The organism is Ensifer sp. 22521 (assembly GCF_052044795.1).
GTDB lineage: Bacteria > Pseudomonadota > Alphaproteobacteria > Rhizobiales > Rhizobiaceae > Ensifer.
Genome location: NZ_JBQENM010000009.1, coordinates 79,144 through 97,535, shown reverse-complemented (window position 1 = coordinate 97,535; position 18,392 = coordinate 79,144). Strand labels below are relative to the sequence as shown.

Here is an 18,392-nt window from a genome sequence, read left to right as displayed (position 1 = left end):
CGTCCGGGGGCGTCAAGGGGTGGTTTGTGACGGAAGTTTGAGCGCTAGATGTTGTGTCGACCGACTGTGGAAAACGGGGACATCGGCCAACCCCATGAAAATCAGGCACTTCCAGAGGTTGCCTGTGAGACTAACGCAACGGTCAGCGCCAGATCAAAAAATTGACGGGTAAAAAACCGCATAAAAACCATCCCCAACGGTACCCTCGGTTGCGCTTAGGAAAACGATATGGGGTGGCCGTGGTGATTCGCGCCTTACGCCTTGAGGCCGCTCGCCTTTTGGGTCGCGAACGGAGTATCGGCACTACCTATAGTGCTCTACACCATCCCGCTCCCGGCCGACGATACTGGCGCAGGTGCAAAGACTGGCAGGTTCGTGAGGGGTGAGCGGGATCAGCGGCACGCACTGATCCCGCCTTGGAACTCAATCGACGCGCTTCTGCAACTCGCGGGCACCATTCGGCGCATTCACCTTGCCCTCGGTGATGAAGTAGGCAAACACATCGCGCGGCTCTTTCTTGGCCTTGCGGTCCGGGGCGCTCTTCTCAAGCCCACTCGGTTCGTCGCCACTGGCAAAGCTCTTGGCGCGCTCGGCCCAGAGGTCGAGCTTGTCGGCCGCATAGCAGGTCTCGATATCGTCGCTGCCCTTCTGCAGACGCAGATAGACGAAGTCGGCGGTGACATCGGCGATCATCGGATAGTCCGCATGTTCGGCGAGCACCACGGCAACGCCGTATTTCTCCAGCAGCGCCACGAACTCCAGAACCTGGAAGGTGGGATTGCGGACCTCGACCACATGGCGGAGCGGCAGCCCATCCTGTTTTGCCGGCAGAAGTTTCAGAAAACCCTCGAAGTCGTCAGGTTCAAACTTCTTCGTCGGCGCGAACTGCCAGAGGATCGGTCCGAGATGAGGCCCAAGCTCGGTCAAGCCCTGCGTCAGGAATCGCTCCATGGATTCACCGGCTTCCGAGAGAACCTTGCGGTTGGTGACGAAGCGGCTCGCCTTCAACGAAAAGATGAAATCCTCGGGCACTTCGGAGGCCCACTTGGCGAAGGTCTCGGGCTTCTGCGACGAATAATAGGTGCCGTTCACCTCGATCGCGCGAAGCTGCTTGCCGGCGTATTCGAGCTGGCGCTTCTTTGCCAGCGTGCTCGGATAGAAGGTGCCCTCCCAGGGCTCGAAGGTCCAGCCGCCGATACCAACGCGGATCTTTCCGGATTTTGCCATGCCATCCTCCTCAACAACGGTCGTCGGTTGACCGCGTGCTTTTCAGTCTTTGATCGATTTCGTCATGTCCACGAGTGTCCACCCTGGACGATAGGGATTGGGTCGGCGACCCGTTTCTTGAAATCCATAGGCGCGATAGAGCGCGATATTTCGCTCCATGCGTGAATTGGTATAGAGCCGCACCTCCGGCAAGCCCCACTCGGCCGCCTTGCCGTCCAGAAATTTCAGCAGCTCGATGCCGAGCCCCTGGCCCTGACAGGCTGGGACAACGGCGATGCTGAAAATCAGCAGGTGATCGGCTTGCCGCTCGAAAACGGCAAGCGCCGCAACAACTTCATCTTGCTCCCGAAGCCAAACCTCGCTGCGAAGAATGCGAGGCGCGTAGTCTTCGGTTACCGGGAGCGGCGGCCCGCCAAGGAGCGCCCGATAGGGCTCGTAGGCCGCCGCCGTCACGCTTTGCACCGCAGCCAGGTCTTCCAGACGAGCAGGCCGCATCATGCCGCGATCACTCCTTCCGGTCGCCGATCGGCGTCGAGGCGTTCACTCCGCCGCCTCGACCTTTTTCATCGGCCGGCGATCGAGAAGCTCCTTCAGGAACTGGCCGGTATAGGAGCGCCTCTCCTTGACCACCTCTTCGGGCGTGCCCTTGGCGATGACCTCGCCGCCACCATCGCCGCCCTCGGGACCGAAGTCGATGACCCAGTCTGCGGTCTTGATGACTTCGAGATTGTGCTCGATGACCACGACGGAATTGCCCTGGTTGACGAGCTCATGCAGAACTTCAAGAAGCTTGGCTACGTCATGGAAATGCAAGCCGGTCGTCGGCTCGTCGAGGATATAAAGCGTACGGCCGGTGGAACGCTTCGACAGTTCCTTGGCGAGCTTGACGCGCTGGGCTTCACCGCCTGAGAGCGTGTTTGCCTGCTGACCGACCTTGATATAGCCGAGGCCCACCTGGTTGAGCGTCACCAGCTTGTCGCGCACCGCCGGGACAGCGGCAAAGAACTCCACGCCTTCCTCGACCGTCATGTCGAGAACGTCGGCGATGGACTTGCCCTTGAAGTGCACGTCGAGCGTTTCGCGGTTGTAGCGCTTGCCGTGGCAGACGTCGCAAGTGACGTAGACGTCCGGCAGGAAGTGCATCTCGATCTTGATGACGCCGTCGCCCTGGCAGGCCTCGCAGCGGCCGCCCTTGACGTTGAAGGAGAAGCGGCCCGGCTGGTAGCCGCGCGTCTTTGCCTCCGGCAGACCGGCGAACCAGTCGCGGATCGGCGTGAAGGCGCCGGTATAGGTCGCCGGGTTCGAACGCGGCGTGCGGCCGATCGGCGACTGGTCGATGTCGATCACCTTGTCGATATGCTCGAAGCCGTCGATACGGTCATGCTCGGCCGGGTTCTCACGCGCCCCCATGATGCGGCGGGCGGCGGCCTTGTAGAGCGTTTCGATCAGGAAGGTCGACTTGCCGCCTCCGGAAACGCCGGTCACGGCGGTGAAGACGCCGAGCGGGATCGAGGCGGTGACGTTCTTCAGGTTGTTGGCGCGCGCGCCGACGACGGTGATTTCCTTTTTCTTCTTGGGCTTGCGGCGTTCTCCAGGCACGGCAACCGCAAGCTCGCCTGAGAGATACTTGCCGGTCAGCGATTTCGGGTTGGCCATGACGTCGGCAGGCGCCCCTTGCGCGATGACTTCGCCGCCATGGATGCCGGCAGCCGGGCCGATATCGACGACATAATCGGCGGTCAGGATCGCGTCCTCGTCGTGCTCGACCACGATCACGGTGTTGCCGATGTCGCGCAGATGGCGGAGCGTTTCGAGCAGGCGGGCATTGTCGCGCTGGTGCAGGCCGATCGACGGCTCGTCGAGCACATAGAGCACGCCCGTGAGGCCCGAGCCGATCTGCGACGCAAGCCGGATACGCTGGCTTTCACCACCCGACAGCGTTCCGGAGTTGCGCGAAAGGCTGAGATATTCGAGGCCGACATCGTTGAGGAAGCGCAGGCGGTCGCGGATTTCCTTGAGGATGCGAACCGCGATCTCATTCTGCTTGGTGTTGAGATGCGCCGGCAGCGCTTCGAACCAGTCGCGCGCGATGCGGATCGACATCTCGGTGACCTGGCCGATGTGCAGCTTGTCGATCTTGACCGCAAGCGCCTCAGGCTTCAGCCGGAAACCGGCGCAGGCCGGGCAGGGCGCCGCCGACATGTAGCGCTCGATCTCCTCGCGCGCCCAGGCGCTGTCGGTTTCCTTCCAGCGACGCTCGAGATTGGGCACGATGCCCTCGAAATTCTTGGTGGTGTTGTAGGAGCGGGCGCCGTCCTCATAGTGAAAGACGATCTTCTCTTCCGTTCCGTGCAGGATCGCATTCTGCGCCGCGGGCGATAGTTCGTTCCAGCGATTGCCGAGCTTGAAACCGAAGGCCTTGCCGAGCGCTTCGAGCGTCTGGTTGTAGTAAGGTGAGGAGGACTTGGCCCAGGGCGCGATCGCGCCGTCGCGCAGCGTCCGATGTTCCTCCGGCACGATCAGCGCGGTATCGATCTTCTGCTGACTGCCGAGGCCGTCGCAGGTCGGGCAGGCGCCGAAGGGGTTGTTGAAGGAGAACAGGCGCGGCTCGATCTCGGAGATCGTGAAGCCGGAGACCGGGCAGGCGAATTTTTCCGAGAACAGCACGCGCTCATGAGTCTCGTTGAGCGACTTGTTGGCCGAACCGCCGGCGGCGGTTTCTTCCGGCGGCAGCGGCTTGTCGGCGAACTCGGCCACGGCGAGACCATCGGCCAGCGTCAGGCAGGTCTCCAGGCTGTCGGCGAGGCGCGAGGCAAGGTCGGGCCGGACGACGACACGGTCGACCACCACATCGATGTCGTGCTTGTATTTCTTGTCGAGTGCCGGAACCTCGGCGATCTCGTAGAAGGTGCCGTCAACCTTGACGCGCTGAAAGCCCTTCTTCATCAGTTCGGCGAGTTCCTTCTTGTATTCGCCCTTGCGGCCGCGAACGAGCGGCGCAAGAATGTAAAGGCGCGTGCCTTCGCCGAATTCCAGCACGCGGTCGACCATCTGGCTGACCGTCTGGCTTTCGATCGGAAGGCCCGTCGCCGGCGAATAGGGAACGCCGACGCGCGCGAAGAGCAGGCGCATGTAGTCGTAGATTTCGGTGACCGTGCCGACCGTCGAGCGCGGGTTGCGCGAGGTCGTCTTCTGCTCGATCGAGATCGCCGGCGACAGGCCGTCGATCTGGTCGACATCCGGCTTCTGCATCATCTCGAGGAACTGACGCGCATAGGCCGACAGGCTCTCGACATAGCGGCGCTGCCCTTCGGCATAGATCGTATCGAAGGCGAGCGAGGACTTGCCGGAGCCGGAAAGTCCGGTCATCACGATCAGCTTGTTGCGCGGCAGATCGAGGTCGATGCCTTTCAGATTGTGCTCGCGCGCACCACGAATGGAGATGGTCTTGAGTTCACTCATCGGAAGCCAGCTTTTGCATGTCGGTTGAAAGCCCCCTATGTAATGACGCTAACGCCCATGTCGAGGCGCAATCGGCAAAACAGGCGGCCAATTCGAGTCGGTTGACAGGATCATAGCCAAATACTAGAACAAAGAAAGAACAAATCGCCCATAAAACGACCAAATCTGTTGTGGATTATGTGCGAGGCGGGGCGTATCGGCGGCATCGGACCGCTAAGATGCGCGCTCTTGAAATTCCAAGCTGGGCCGGCGGCCCGGTGAAACCACGGGAAAAGCAACATGGCTGGAAGCGTCAACAAGGTAATCTTGATCGGAAATGTCGGGGCAGACCCGGAAATCCGGCGCACGCAGGACGGCCGGCCGATTGCCAACCTGCGCATCGCAACCTCGGAATCCTGGCGCGACCGCAACAGCGGCGAGCGCAAGGAAAAGACCGAATGGCACACGGTCGTCGTCTTCAACGAGGGCCTCTGCAAGGTCGTCGAACAATATGTGAAGAAGGGCGCCAAGCTCTATATCGAAGGCGCGCTGCAGACGCGCAAGTGGCAGGACCAGAACGGCAACGACCGTTATTCGACCGAAATCGTGCTGCAGGGCTTCAACTCGACGCTGACGATGCTGGACGGTCGCGGCGAGGGCGGCGGCTCCGGCGTCAGCCGCGGTGGCGGCGGCGACTTTGGCGGCAGCAACTACGGCGGCGGTGGCGGCGGTGGTTACGACGACTACGACCAGTCGCGCCAGTCTTCCGGCGGCGGACGTTCTGGCGGCGGCCAGGGTGGTCAAGGCGGCCAGGGCGGTGGCTTCTCGCGCGACATGGACGACGACATCCCGTTCTGATCGCCCATCGATCAGTGTCGATCAGTATTGACGCAAAACGCCATGTCCTCTGGGACATGGCGTTTTTTGTTGTCCGTTCTCTTTGTCGCTCGTTCGGCGACGAAAGGCGATCAGCCGCGGCTCTAAAGCGCCATTGCCGATTTGACGCCGTCGACAACGAACTGCACCGCCAGCGCCGCCAGGATGACGCCGAGCAGGCGCGTCAGGATGGCGCGGCCGGTGACGCCGAGAAAGCGATCGATGCGCTCGGCGATGACGAGCGCAAGGAACAGGCTGAGCATAGACAGCGCGATGACGATCAAGAGTTGCGTGCGCTCGACCGCCGTCGGGAACGAGCCGGCGAGGAGGATCGTCGCGGAGATCGCGCCTGGCCCGGCAATCAGGGGAAGCGCGAGGGGAAAGACCGCGATGTTATGGATGTGATCCTTGGTGGTCGCGTTCTCGCCGGTCTTTTCCTTGCGTTCCTGCCGCTTCTCGAAAATCATCTCGAAAGAGATCCAGAACAGTAGAAGACCGCCGGCGATGCGGAAGGCGCCGATCGAGATGCCGAGCAGCCCGAGGATGCCGTTGCCGAACACCGCGAAGGCGGCAAGGATGAAGAAGGCGATCAGCGAGCCGCGGGTGGCCACCTGAAAGCGCTCCTGCCGGCTGAGACCGACCGTCAGGCTTAGGAAGATCGGCGCGAGGCCGGGCGGATCGAGCGTGACGAGAAGCGTGGTGAGTGCATTGACCAGGAGGTCGACATTGAACATCCGTTTCCCCTTCCGGATTTCGCCCCGGGTTTTCCCGGTGGCATGAAGGCATTGTTAGGCAAGCGGCACGGGCTTGGGAAGAGGGCGGCAAACAAAGTCTCAGCAATGACTTAATGAGCAATCCCTTGCGGCAATCGGACCGCAAATGCGCGGCGTCGCGGCGATTGGCGGCAGGGGTCTTCCGATTTCCCGCGCGATGCCCTAGAAAAGCCTGCTCCGGCGGCAAAAGACTGTTCACAACTGCCGCATGGCTCTTCGGCTCCTGATCTGAACTGTCGAACGAATCATGCAGCGAATCAAAGCGTTACAGTGACATCTTCACAGGTTGGCGGGTGAACGGCGCGAAGGGCCGCAAATTGGCGCTTCCCGTGGCAATCCGCTATAAATATCCGACTGATTCTGAACAAAGATCGTGATCACCATTGACTGAGCAAAGCACTCCCGGCGGCGGAAAAACTCCGCCAGGCATCGAGCCGATTTCCATCATCGAGGAAATGCAGCGGTCCTATCTCGATTACGCGATGAGCGTCATCGTCAGCCGCGCGCTTCCCGACGTGCGTGACGGTCTGAAACCCGTGCACCGCCGCATCCTCTACGGGATGAGCGAGCTCGGCATCGACTGGAACAAGAAATACGTCAAATGCGCCCGCGTCACCGGGGACGTGATGGGTAAGTATCACCCGCACGGCAACGCAGCGATCTACGATGCACTGGCGCGTATGGCGCAGGACTGGTCTCTCCGCCTGCCGCTGATCGACGGCCAGGGCAACTTCGGTTCGGTCGACGGCGACCCGCCGGCAGCCGAGCGCTACACCGAATGCCGCCTGCAGAAGGCGGCCCATACGCTGCTCGACGATCTCGACAAGGAAACCGTCGATTTCCGCGACAACTATGATGGCACGCTGAGCGAGCCGTCCGTCGTCCCCGCGAAGTTCCCCAACCTGCTCGTCAATGGCGCCGGCGGTATCGCCGTCGGCATGGCGACGAACATCCCGCCGCATAACCTGGTCGAAGTCATCGACGGCTGCATGGCGCTCATCGACAATCCGGCGATCGAACTGCCGGAATTGATGGAGATCATCCCGGGCCCGGACTTCCCGACCGGCGCATTGATCCTCGGCCGCTCCGGCATCCGTTCGGCCTACGAGACCGGCCGCGGTTCGGTCATCATGCGTGGCCGTGCGCATGTCGAGCCGATGCGCGGCGACCGCGAGCAGATCATCATCACCGAGATCCCCTTCCAGGTGAACAAGGCGACGATGATCGAGAAGATGGCCGAACTGGTGCGCGAGAAGCGCATCGAGGGCATCTCGGATCTGCGCGACGAATCGGACCGTCAAGGCTATCGCGTCGTCATCGAACTGAAGCGCGACGCCAATGCCGACGTTATCCTGAACCAGCTCTACCGCTACACGCCATTGCAGACCTCGTTCGGCTGCAACATGGTGGCGCTGAACGGCGGCAAGCCGGAACAGATGACGCTGCTCGATATGCTGCGTGCTTTCGTCTCCTTCCGCGAGGAAGTCGTTAGCCGGAGAACGAAGTACCTGCTGCGCAAGGCGCGTGACCGCGCCCACGTCCTGGTCGGTCTCGCAATTGCCGTTGCCAACATCGACGAAGTGATCAAGCTGATCCGGCATGCGCCCGATCCGCAGACCGCACGCGAACAGTTGATGGAACGCCGCTGGCCCGCCCATGACGTCGACAGCCTCATCCGGCTGATCGACGATCCGCGCCACCGGATCAATGAAGACAACACCTACAACCTGTCGGAAGAGCAGGCCCGCGCCATCCTCGACCTGCGCCTCCAGCGCCTGACTGCGCTCGGCCGCGACGAAATCGGCGACGAACTCAACAAGATCGGCGAGGAAATCAAGGATTACCTCGACATCCTGTCCTCGCGCCTGCGCATCATGACCATCGTCAAGGACGAGCTCATCGCTATCCGTGACGAATTCGGCACCCCGCGCCGAAGCGAGATCATGGAAGGCGGCCCCGACATGGACGATGAGGACCTCATCGCCCGTGAAGATATGGTCGTGACCGTCTCGCATCTCGGCTACATCAAGCGCGTGCCGCTGACGACCTATCGGGCGCAGCGCCGCGGCGGCAAGGGCCGCTCGGGCATGGCGACCAGGGACGAGGATTTCGTTACCCGGCTATTCGTCGCCAATACCCATACGCCTGTTCTGTTCTTCTCCTCGCGTGGCATCGTCTACAAGGAGAAGGTCTGGCGCCTGCCGATCGGCACCCCGCAATCACGCGGCAAGGCGCTGATCAACATGCTGCCGCTGGAACCCGGCGAACGCATCACGACGATCATGCCGCTGCCCGAGGACGAGGCGACCTGGGAAAACCTCGACGTCATGTTCTCGACGACCCGCGGCACGGTTCGCCGCAACAAACTGTCGGACTTCGTCCAGGTCAACCGCAACGGCAAGATCGCGATGAAGCTCGAGGAGGAGGGCGACGAGATCCTCTCCGTCGACACCTGCACGGAGCATGACGACGTCATGCTGACGACGGCGCTCGGCCAGTGCATCCGCTTCCCGGTCGACGACGTGCGCGTCTTTGCCGGCCGCAACTCGATCGGCGTTCGTGGCATCAACCTCGGCGACGGCGACCGCATCATCTCGATGGCGATCCTTGGCCATGTCGATGCCGAGCCGTGGGAACGGGCAGCCTATCTGAAGCGTGCAGCCGCCGAGCGGCGCACGACGAATGGCGAAGAGGAAGAAATCGCTCTGGTCGGCGAGGAAGTCACCGACGGCGGCGAACTGTCGAACGAACGCTTCGAAGAACTAAAGGCGCGCGAACAATTCGTGCTGACGGTCTCGGAGAAGGGCTTCGGCAAGCGCTCGTCGTCCTACGATTTCCGCACCTCGGGCCGCGGCGGCAAGGGCATCCGCGCCACCGATACCTCGAAGACGACGGAAATCGGCGTACTCGTCGCGGCCTTCCCGATCGAAGACAACGACCAGATCATGCTCGTCTCCGATGGTGGTCAGTTGATCCGCGTGCCGATCAATGGCGTCCGGCTTGCGAGCCGCGCGACCAAGGGCGTCACCATCTTCTCGACCGCCAAGGACGAGAAGGTCGTTTCGGTCGAGCGCATCAGCGAGCCTGAGGGCGACGAGGAAGGCGAGGAGGCGGCCGTCGAGAACGGAGCGCCGGAAACGCCAGCCGAATCCGAGGGTTAACTACCCACGCGATAGAAGCGCCAAGGACTTTGAAAGCCCGCCATCTTGGCGGGCATTTCTATTGGCGGCGCACGCGTCCCTTTGCGAGCGACGCAACTTGCCCACGAGATCGAAGCGTGTTACGCGCGAACCATGGAAAATGTCGGCAACGTCAACGCTTCGATTATTCGCACCATTCATCGAATGGTGGGTTGACGCGCGCTCCTTTTCCTAAAGCAGCAACCCGCCGCAAGGCGGGTTTTGTCTATCCGTCTTGCGCCTCTAGGAGACGGACATGTCAGATCACGAACTGAAACAGGTTATCCAAGCTGCCGACCGTGCGATCACGGCGGAAGATTTTGAGAGCCTTATGGATTTCTACGCCGACGACGCGACGCTGGTCGTCAAACCCGGTCTCTACGCGACCGGAAAGCCCCAGATCCAAAGGGCGTTCGTGGCGATCGCCGCGCATTTCAAGAACCAGATGAAAGTCCGCCAGGGCGAGATGAAAGTGATCGAAGGTGGCGACACCGCGCTCGTCATCATGGAAACGGTGCTCGATACGGTGGACGCGGAGGGCGCCGATGTCTCCATCGTGAGGCGGGCAACCTATGTCTTCCGCAAGACGGATGCCGGCAAATGGCTTTGCGTCATCGACAATTCCTACGGCACAACGCTGCTTGATGGGTAGTCGCCGCGCTAGATCATTTCAGTGTTTCATTGAAACACTGAAATGACCTAAGTCTTTGAAATTACGCAATTCCGGACGGAAAACCGTTTCGCACTTTTCCTGGAGTTGCTCTAAGTGGAAGCATCCCCGTCCTGGGCCGCGGGTGCGACACCGCGAATGTAGTCGCGCAGCCCCTTGGCGAGCGCATCGAAAGTGACGCGGCAGCGCGGCGCCGTCTTCAGGTTCTCGTGCATCACCAGCCAGGTATCGAGCTTCATCTCGAAGAGACCGGGCAGCACCGGGAGAAGGTCGGGGTCGCGCGCTGCCAGCCCGTTCTGGCAGATGCCGATGCCGAAGCCGGCGCGGATCGCTGCGAGCTGGGCAAGGTTGCTGTCGGCCTTGAGCGCAAACCGTGCCGTCGGCAGTTCGGGCGACCGGGCGATGATCGCCCGGATCGCGGCGGTTTCCCGGTCGTAGCCGATCAGGCTGTGATCGGCGAGATCGGTCAGAGCCTGCGGCATGCCGCGCCGCGCGATGTAGCTGCGGTGGGCGTGAAAACTGATGGGGACGACGCCGAGGTGGCGGGCGATCAATGCATCCTGCGCGGGCGCGACCATACGCACAGCGATATCGGCCTCCTGACGCAGCAGGTCCTCCACGGTGTCGGAGGCGGAGAGTTCGATCATCAGCTCCGGATAGGCCTCGTGCAGCTTCGCCAGGATCGGCGGCAGGACCTCGATGCCGATGACCTCGCTGGCGCTGATGCGCACAGTACCGCTGACGGCATCACGCTGGCTGGACGCGGCACGCAAGAGTGCCGCAGATGTCGCGGAGAGCGTCTCGGCATAGGGCCGGAGCGCCAGCGCGGCATCGGTCGGCAGCAGGCCATGCGGGGAGCGCACGAAGAGCGGATAGCCAAGTGCCGCTTCCATGGCGTCCACGTGCCGGCCGACGGTCGGCTGCGTCAAGCCAAGCTCGCGGGCGGCCGCCGATAGCGACCCCTCCCGCAGCACAGCGAGAAACGTTCTGTAGAAATCCCAGCTCAAATCTATTCTGCTCATATATTTCAGTATATCTGATCAAGATTTTTCGGCAATTCCGTTTAGCTCTGCTTTGCGTGATCCTGTCTTCATCGAAACGGATGGAGCGAGACATGGCCGAGATGCAGGAAAGAACAAAGAGCGCGCTGGTGCTCGGCGCGACGGGCGGTATTGGCAGCGCCGTGGCACGCGGGCTCAGCAGGCGCGCCTGGCAGGTGCGCGCCTTGAACCGAAACGCCGAGAAGGCAGCGCAGGCGGAGCCGGCGTTCGACTGGCGGCAAGGCGATGCCATGAACGCGCGCGACGTTCGCGCTGCGGCGGAAGGGGTCGATCTGATCGTGCATGCCGTCAATCCGCCCGGCTACCGCAACTGGGGAACCCTGGTGCTGCCGATGCTCGACAACACCATCGCGGCTGCGAAAGCCTCAGGCGCGCGCATCCTCCTGCCGGGAACGATCTATAATTTCGGCCGGGATGCCTTTCCCATTCTGACCGAGGACGCCCCGCAGAACCCTGACACCGACAAGGGCCTGATCCGCAAGGAGATGGAGCGTCGCCTGAAGGGCGCGTCCGAGGCAGGCATCGGCGTCATCATCGTTCGGGCAGGAGACTTCTTCGGCCCGGGAGCCGCCAACAACTGGTTTTCGCAAGGGCTGGTAAAGCCCGGAAAACCGGTGACGGCGATTTCCTATCCCGGCCATGAAGGCACCGCGCACCAGTGGGCCTATCTACCCGATGTCGCGGAAACCATGATCCGCCTCGTCGAGCGTGCCGAAAGCCTGCCGCGCTTTGCCGTCTATCACATGCGCGGCTTCCTCGACCGGAACGGAACGGAGATGGTGGCGGCGATCCTCCGCGTCGTCGGTAAGCCGGAGCTACCCGTTCGGGCTTTTCCCTGGTGGCTGATCGGCCTTGCCGCGCCCTTCGTCCCGCTGTTCAGGGAACTGCGCAAGATGCGCTACGTTTGGCGCGAGCCTCTGAGAATGCCGAACGAGCGGCTGTTGGCGGTTCTCGGCGAAGAACCGCATACGCCAATCGACGAGGCGGTTGCAACGACGCTCAGGGGACTTGGTTGCATGCCGACAGAGGCAGAGGGCAGCACAGCCACCGGTGATCGCGTTCTTGCGTGAATCCCTTCGCTAACCGCATGGCTAGCGCGTCGAACCGTTGCAGCCGGCGTTAGTTCTTGAAGACAAGGCAGGCGCCGCCGCTCTTGCGAATGGTGGCGCAGAGCTTGTTTGCTTCCGCCTGGGTCTCGCGGCCGATGCGTGCGGCGTAGCGGATCCTGAGGCCAAAGCTGGCATTGCGCTCCCTGAGCAGGAGGGCCTTCTCGCTGCGGATCGGTTCCGGCAGGCGCTTGGCAGCACGCACAAACAATCGCTGCGCCACCGACTTCTGGAAGTGCGCGGCGAGTTGCACGCCCCAGGGCGCCCATTCGGCTTCGTCGATCACCTCGATATCGCGAAGGTTGCGGGTGCTGGCGAGCGCCACGCAACCATCGAGAAAGGTCTTGCCCTTGTCGAGCGTCAGGTCGAGCGTCTTCGGTGGATTGTCGCGCCAGTCCTCGACGCTGTAGGCGGTGATCGCCAGGACGTAGTTGCGCGTCTCAGTCGGCAGCCAATCGACCTCGAGAAAACGCTCCAGCCCGTTTTCTCCGGCATTGTAGGCGGCGGCGGCAAAGCCGAGATTGCCGTAGCGCGACTTGAGCTCGTTCAGATATTCCGCGGACTTGCCCAGCGCTTCGACGACATCGAAGCTGTTGTTGAGCCCCCGCATCTTCGCCGTTCTAGGCATGAACTGCGCGATCCCTTCGGCCCCCTTGGGGCTGACCGCATTCGGCCGGAACAGGCTTTCACGCCAGATCAGGCGGGCGAAGAAGGCCGCGGGCAGGTCGTTCACCGTCGCGTAATGGTCGATCACGCCGCAAACATCGCGGGCGAAGTTCTCCTTGCTGATGCAGAGCGCCTTCGCGGGATCGATGACAGACCGCCCTGAATAGACGCATTTCGGTTGGGGGAGGAGCTCATCGATACGAGCGGCCGCGGGGACCGCTCTGTATGCCGGAAGGCTGACAAGCAGCGCCAGCGCCGCTCTCGCGACCCGTGCCCAAGCGCCCGCTCTCACCTTCCGCCGAAGACCCACGTTTAAGTGTTTCCAGAAACAGTCCTTGCGCGTTCATAGCATCTAAGACCGCCTCGACAAACGGTCATTGTCGAGACGGTCTAGCGCGGCGAACCTGTCGGGAGCACCAATTGCATGAATGTCAGATCGAGCCAGCGGCCGAATTTCGTGCCGACTTCGCGCATGCGGCCGGTGTCGACAAAGCCCAGTTGGGCATGAAGGCGGATCGAGGCCGTGTTTTCCGATTCGATGCCCGCGATCATCACGTGTTTGCCCAGCCGCTCAGCCTCGGCGATCAGCGCGACCATAAGCTCGCGGCCAATGCCACCGCCGCGCCGATCCTTGTGAACATAGACGGAGTGCTCGACCGTGTGGCGATAACCGTCGAAGGCGCGCCAATCGCCAAAGGACGCATAACCGACGACGTCGCCTTCATCGGAGACGGCCACCAGCACCGGATAGCCCGCGTCCACGCGCGCCTTCAGCCAGGCCGTCCGATTGGCGACGTCGACCAAGGTCTCGTTCCAGATCGCCGTCGTGTTTGCCACGGCGTCGTTGTAGATCTCGCAGATGACTGGCAGATCGTCTTGGATGGCCGCTCGGATCAGCATGCTTGCTCCTCACATTCGTTCACTATATGACTACGATATGGATACTAAAGTAGACAGCCTGGATCAACGGCTCAGTGAACGAATTCGGCTCGAAAGAGAAGCGCGCGGCTGGTCGCTGAGCGAGCTTTCGGAGCGCTCGGGTGTCTCGCGCGCAATGATCCACAAGGTCGAGCGGGGCGACAGCAGCCCGACGGCAACATTGCTCGCCAAGCTTGCGGGCGCGTTCGGGCTCACCATGTCCAGCCTGATCGCGCGCGCAGAAATGAGCCAGGGCAGGCTGTCGCGACGCCGGGACCAATCGGTCTGGCGCGATCCACAAACAGGATATCTCCGGCGCCACGTGTCACCGATGTCGGAGCTGCCGCTCGAACTGGTCGAGATCGAGCTTCCGGCAGGCGCCGACGTGTCGATCCCGGCATCCGCCTATGCGCTTCATCGTCGATGGATATGGGTGAAGCAGGGCAGCCTGACCTTTGTGGAAGGCCTCGATACCCATGTTCTCGGCGAGGGGGATTGCCTGGAGCTTGGCCCGCCGCAGGATTGCGTTTTCCGCAACGCCAGCGGCGAGACCTGTATCTACGCCGTCGTCCTGTTGAGGACCGGCTGAACTTAACGGTCGAGCTCGGCGATTGCGATCTGCGCCATCGCCAGGTCGCTCTCCACGCCGAAGTCGTCACCATCCTCCAGGAACCAGGCGGCGGAAAGCCCGGCATAGGCCAACACCCAATTCAGGATGCGGCGCGGGTGAAGGCCGGTCTCCTCGGCGACGATGGGCAGGTGCCGCTGCAGCCGGCCCGGCGCGGTGACCAGGGGCAGCTCCGGATTGCAGAACAGGTTGGCATAGTCGTAGCCGCGATCGCCAAGGACGCGCTTCGGGTCGATTGCCAGCCAGCCGCGGTCGCCGAAATCGAGGATGTTGGCGTGATGCACGTCGCCATGCAGCACGACAGGTGGTTCCGGATCGGCAAACAGGCCTTTCGCCGCCTCGAGCGCACGGACAAAAAAGCCGCCTTGAGCAGGAGCGGCCGCCTCAAGTGAAGCGAACCATTTGTCGAGCGGCACGAGATCCTGGGGAACGGGTGTCGAACGCGGAGCATGAAGCTCGGCAACGGTGCGGCAGATGATGCGCGTCACGTCTTCATCGCTTCCCGTCATCGCCATGTGAAAGAGGTTGCGCTGGCTGTCCGTGCGCTCCATCAGGACGGCATCGCCATCGGACTCATAGACTTTTGCCGCACCGTGCCCGTTCCAGTAGAGCATCGGCAGGCGACCGAACTTTTCCTCGGGATCCTGCGCGACTTTCAGCATCGCCGACTGGTTGCGGTAGCGGACGGGTTGAAGATGGCTGGAAGGCGTGACGATAATTTCGCCGTCAGGCTGCAATGACCATTTTTCAAAATATCTAGAAAACATAAGGAGTTAATTTCCCAATGGACAAATGCCCCGTCGGGTGACGGGGCATTTGTCCATGTGGGAGCGTCAGGCAACCTGTTCAAGGGCCGGATAGTCGGTGTAGCCCATGGCGCCGCCACCATAGAAGGTCGTCTGATCCGGCGTATTGAGCGGCGCGTCGAGCTTCAGCCGCTCGACGAGATCCGGATTGGCAATAAACGATTTGCCGAAAGCGACGAGATCGGCTTCGCCGTCCTTGATCGTCTTCACCGCCAGCGCCCTGTCATAGCCGTTGTTCGTCATCCAGGCAGCCTTGCCGCCCGCCGCGACATAGGTGGAACGCAGCGCGTCATAATCGAATGGCCGGTCGCCCTGCTGATGGTCACGTGGACCACCCGTCGCGCCTTCGATGATGTGGATGTAGGCGAGGGGATAACGAGCGAGGTTCTTGACCGCATAGCCGAAGAGCGTTTGCGGCTCCGGATCGAAAACGTCGTTGGCCGGCGTGACGGGCGAAAGGCGGATGCCGACGCGTCCGGCGCCGATTTCCTTCGTCACGGCATCCATGACCTCAAACAGGAAGCGGGCACGGTTCTCGATCGAACCGCCGTAGGCATCCGTGCGGTGGTTCGAGCCGGAACGCAGGAACTGGTCGATGAGATAGCCGTTGGCCGCATGGATCTCGATGCCATCGAAGCCGGCGTCGATCGCAGCGCGCGCAGCCTTGCGGTAGTCCTCGACGATACCTCCGATCTCGGCGACATCAAGCGCGTGCGGTTCGGAGGTTTCGGCAAAGGAACCGGTACCGTCAGAATTGATCAGATAGGTCTTGGACTTGGCACGGATTGCAGAGGGCGCAACCGGCTTCAAACCATCCGGCTGCAGCGAATTGTGCGAGATACGGCCGACATGCCACATCTGGACGACGATCCGGCCACCCTTCGCATGCACCGCATCCGTCACCTTGCGCCAGCCTTCCAGTGCCTCCGGCGTATAGAGACCGGGCACGTCGGCATAGCCCTGGCCCTGCTGGGTGATCGCCGTTCCCTCGGTGATCAGCAAGCCGGCCGTCGCGCGCTGCTCGTAAGTCGCGCGCTGCTCGTAATAGGTGACGTTCAGTGTGTTCGGAACGGCGCCGGGAGAACGATTGCGTGTCAACGGCGCCATGACGATGCGGTTCTTCAGCGCGATGTCGCCAATGGTGATGGGGTCGAAAAGCGAGGCCATGGGAGGTCCTTTCATGGAGGTCTGCTTGGGAGGAGCTGTTTGCTTTTAGAGATCGCCGATGCTTTTGAGGAAGGCGGCAATCGTCTCTTCATCGCGGCGGTAGAAGATCCACTGGCCAACCCGGCGCGTTGTCACGAGGCCGGCGCGCTGAAGCACTGCGAGATGCGAGGAAACGGTCGACTGCGACAGGCCGCAGCGTTCGAACTGACCGGCGCATACGCCGAGATCGAGCGGATGTTCCTGTGTTGGGAAATGGAGCTGGGGCTCTTTCAGCCAGGCGAGGATGTTCACCCGCACTGGATGGGCAAGCGCCTTCAATATCTCGTCTCGGTCCATCGTATATCGCCATATCGAGTTTTATCGATAGATGTATCGCTAAAACCCGATATTCAAATAACAAGACCGTGAACACCATGAAGGCAAAAAAAGAGGGCCTCAAGAAAACTTGGGCCCTTGTAGTTGTGAAGGTAATAAGAACCTCCAGAGGGGAACAGCTAATGCGGTGGCGGGGGAGGAGGAGCCACCAAGAATGCATCAGCTGCATTTTGATATGGGAAGCGAAGTATCGGCTTTCAATAGCCGACTGTGATTTTCGTCACGGCTCGCTCGTCTTCAAACAGTAGACAAAAAAAGAGGGCCACAAGATGACTTGGGCCCTTATAAGTTGTGAAGGTAATTAAACCTCCAGAGGGGAACAGCTGCTGCGGTGGCACTGGGAGGAGAAGCCACCAAAGATGCATCAGCTGAGTTTGGTATGCTGCTTTTTTGGGCGGGCAGCAATCATTTAATATGCATGACAGCCATGTCATGTGCGCATCCCTGCCTATTTTTGCATCGCACAATGAAAATGCGCCGCACAAAAGTGAAGGCGCATTCAAAAATCTTACATCAAAAACAAATAGTTACGATAACGATAAAGAAATGCTCACAAAAAGAGCATTTGCCGATTGAACGTCAGAAGTTCCAGTTCCGGGCCTTGGCGACGATGTAATCGCGGAAGACCTTGAGCTTCGCGGCATTCTTCATCTCGTCTGGATAGCAGAAATAGGTATCGAACGAGGGGATGTCGGCGCTGATTGGAAGCTGTATGAGGCCCGGGTCGCGGCCAACGATATAGTCAGGCAGCATCGCAACGCCGATGCCCAGGAGGCAGGCGCGCTTGATCGAGGTCTGGCTGTTGATCTGCAGGTGCGACACGCGCGGATTGTCGGAATCGCGGCCTGCGATTTCGAGCCAGTTGACATCGAGCAGATAGTTCGGCGCCGGTTCACCGAAGGTGATGATGCGGTGATTGTCGAGATCCTCGACCGACTGCGGCTCGCCGTATTTGTTGATATAGGAGGGTGCTGCATAGACGTGCATGTGCACTGTGAACAGCTTGCGCTGAATGAGGTCCGACTGCTGCGGCTGGCGCAGGCGGATGGCGCAGTCCGCATGGCGCATGTTCACGTCGAGCTCTTCATTGTCGAGGATGAGCTGGACTTGCACGTCCGGGTGCAGCGACATGAACTCCTGGATCTTGTCGGTGAGCCAGCCCTGGCCGAGGCCGACGGTCGTGGTGATGCGCAGCTTGCCGCTTGGCTTGTCCGTGGTTTCGCTCAGCTGGACCTTGACGCTTTCGAGCTTCATCAGCACTTCGTGCGCCGTCCGGTAGAGGATCTCGCCCTGTTCGGTGAGGATCAGGCCGCGCGCATGGCGGTGGAACAGCTTGATGCCGACGTCCTGCTCAAGTGAGCTCACCTGCCGGCTGATCGCCGATTGCGAAAGATGGAGCTTGTCTGCCGCATGCGTGAACGACCCAGCCTCGGCCGCCGCGTGAAAAATGCGCAGTTTGTCCCAGTCCAGCGACATGAAGTCCCCCATAAGAAACCACT

At 61.3% G+C, this 18,392-nt stretch carries 16 protein-coding genes; 5 read left to right on the top strand and 11 right to left on the bottom strand.

What is annotated here, in order from left to right:
* Positions 1-423: 423 nt before the first annotated feature.
* From ACTJKE_RS15550 to uvrA, 3 genes are read right to left on the bottom strand one after another with little or no spacing between them, the layout of a single operon-like run.
* Complete coding sequence (locus ACTJKE_RS15550; RefSeq protein ID WP_057250261.1) at positions 424-1,227, bottom strand: DUF72 domain-containing protein; 804 nt, start codon at positions 1,225-1,227, stop codon at positions 424-426.
* Between the two features lie 42 nt (positions 1,228-1,269).
* A complete protein-coding gene (locus tag ACTJKE_RS15545; protein ID WP_440636010.1) occupies positions 1,270-1,725 on the bottom strand; it encodes a GNAT family N-acetyltransferase in 456 nt (151 codons plus the stop codon).
* Positions 1,726-1,767: 42 nt separating this feature from the next.
* Positions 1,768-4,689 carry an excinuclease ABC subunit UvrA gene (gene uvrA, locus ACTJKE_RS15540; protein WP_440691950.1) on the bottom strand — a complete coding sequence of 974 codons (2,922 nt, stop codon included), beginning with the start codon at positions 4,687-4,689 and terminating at the stop codon, positions 1,768-1,770.
* Between the two features lie 279 nt (positions 4,690-4,968).
* Here uvrA and ACTJKE_RS15535 point away from each other — a divergent pair, with 279 nt between their 5' ends.
* Positions 4,969-5,526 carry a single-stranded DNA-binding protein gene (locus ACTJKE_RS15535; RefSeq protein WP_057250266.1) on the top strand — a complete coding sequence of 186 codons (558 nt, stop codon included), beginning with the start codon at positions 4,969-4,971 and terminating at the stop codon, positions 5,524-5,526.
* 122 nt (positions 5,527-5,648) lie between these two features.
* On the opposite strand, the gene ACTJKE_RS15530 is transcribed toward ACTJKE_RS15535, so the two are convergent.
* Positions 5,649-6,278 carry a MarC family protein gene (locus ACTJKE_RS15530; protein WP_057250268.1) on the bottom strand — a complete coding sequence of 210 codons (630 nt, stop codon included), beginning with the start codon at positions 6,276-6,278 and terminating at the stop codon, positions 5,649-5,651.
* A gap of 422 nt (positions 6,279-6,700) precedes the next feature.
* Between ACTJKE_RS15530 and gyrA the strand changes: the two genes are divergently transcribed.
* On the top strand, positions 6,701-9,478 hold the full coding sequence (gyrA, locus tag ACTJKE_RS15525) for a DNA gyrase subunit A (RefSeq protein WP_058324169.1): 2,778 nt from the start codon (positions 6,701-6,703) through the stop codon (positions 9,476-9,478).
* A gap of 274 nt (positions 9,479-9,752) precedes the next feature.
* Complete coding sequence (locus ACTJKE_RS15520) at positions 9,753-10,148, top strand: YybH family protein (RefSeq protein WP_112996154.1); 396 nt, start codon at positions 9,753-9,755, stop codon at positions 10,146-10,148.
* Between the two features lie 110 nt (positions 10,149-10,258).
* On the opposite strand, the gene ACTJKE_RS15515 is transcribed toward ACTJKE_RS15520, so the two are convergent.
* A complete protein-coding gene (locus ACTJKE_RS15515) occupies positions 10,259-11,188 on the bottom strand; it encodes a LysR family transcriptional regulator (protein ID WP_440636004.1) in 930 nt (309 codons plus the stop codon).
* Positions 11,189-11,280: 92 nt separating this feature from the next.
* Between ACTJKE_RS15515 and ACTJKE_RS15510 the strand changes: the two genes are divergently transcribed.
* Positions 11,281-12,297, top strand: a complete 1,017-nt coding sequence (locus ACTJKE_RS15510; protein WP_440636002.1) for an NAD(P)H-binding protein — start codon at positions 11,281-11,283, stop codon at positions 12,295-12,297.
* Positions 12,298-12,346: 49 nt separating this feature from the next.
* On the opposite strand, the gene ACTJKE_RS15505 is transcribed toward ACTJKE_RS15510, so the two are convergent.
* Both ACTJKE_RS15505 and ACTJKE_RS15500 read right to left on the bottom strand, forming a co-directional pair.
* Positions 12,347-13,309, bottom strand: coding sequence for a lytic transglycosylase domain-containing protein (locus ACTJKE_RS15505; protein ID WP_440636000.1), 963 nt, complete (start codon positions 13,307-13,309; stop codon positions 12,347-12,349).
* A gap of 80 nt (positions 13,310-13,389) precedes the next feature.
* On the bottom strand, positions 13,390-13,899 hold the full coding sequence (locus tag ACTJKE_RS15500; RefSeq protein ID WP_440691949.1) for an N-acetyltransferase family protein: 510 nt from the start codon (positions 13,897-13,899) through the stop codon (positions 13,390-13,392).
* A gap of 37 nt (positions 13,900-13,936) precedes the next feature.
* Between ACTJKE_RS15500 and ACTJKE_RS15495 the strand changes: the two genes are divergently transcribed.
* On the top strand, positions 13,937-14,506 hold the full coding sequence (locus ACTJKE_RS15495; protein WP_058328306.1) for a helix-turn-helix domain-containing protein: 570 nt from the start codon (positions 13,937-13,939) through the stop codon (positions 14,504-14,506).
* A gap of 2 nt (positions 14,507-14,508) precedes the next feature.
* Here ACTJKE_RS15495 and ACTJKE_RS15490 read toward each other — a convergent pair whose 3' ends face one another.
* From ACTJKE_RS15490 to ACTJKE_RS15475, 4 genes are all read right to left on the bottom strand, one after another.
* Entirely contained in the window at positions 14,509-15,312 is an 804-nt protein-coding gene (locus ACTJKE_RS15490; protein WP_058324175.1) for an aminoglycoside phosphotransferase family protein, read from the bottom strand.
* A 66-nt stretch (positions 15,313-15,378) separates the two neighbouring features.
* The gene (locus tag ACTJKE_RS15485; protein WP_440636148.1) at positions 15,379-16,518 is read right to left on the bottom strand and encodes an alkene reductase; all 1,140 of its coding nucleotides are present in this window, start codon (positions 16,516-16,518) and stop codon (positions 15,379-15,381) included.
* A 45-nt stretch (positions 16,519-16,563) separates the two neighbouring features.
* Complete coding sequence (locus ACTJKE_RS15480; protein WP_058324177.1) at positions 16,564-16,854, bottom strand: ArsR/SmtB family transcription factor; 291 nt, start codon at positions 16,852-16,854, stop codon at positions 16,564-16,566.
* Between the two features lie 618 nt (positions 16,855-17,472).
* Positions 17,473-18,369: a LysR family transcriptional regulator VtlR gene (locus ACTJKE_RS15475; RefSeq protein ID WP_034791460.1), complete on the bottom strand. Its 897-nt coding sequence runs from the start codon at positions 18,367-18,369 to the stop codon at positions 17,473-17,475.
* Positions 18,370-18,392 lie beyond the last annotated feature (23 nt).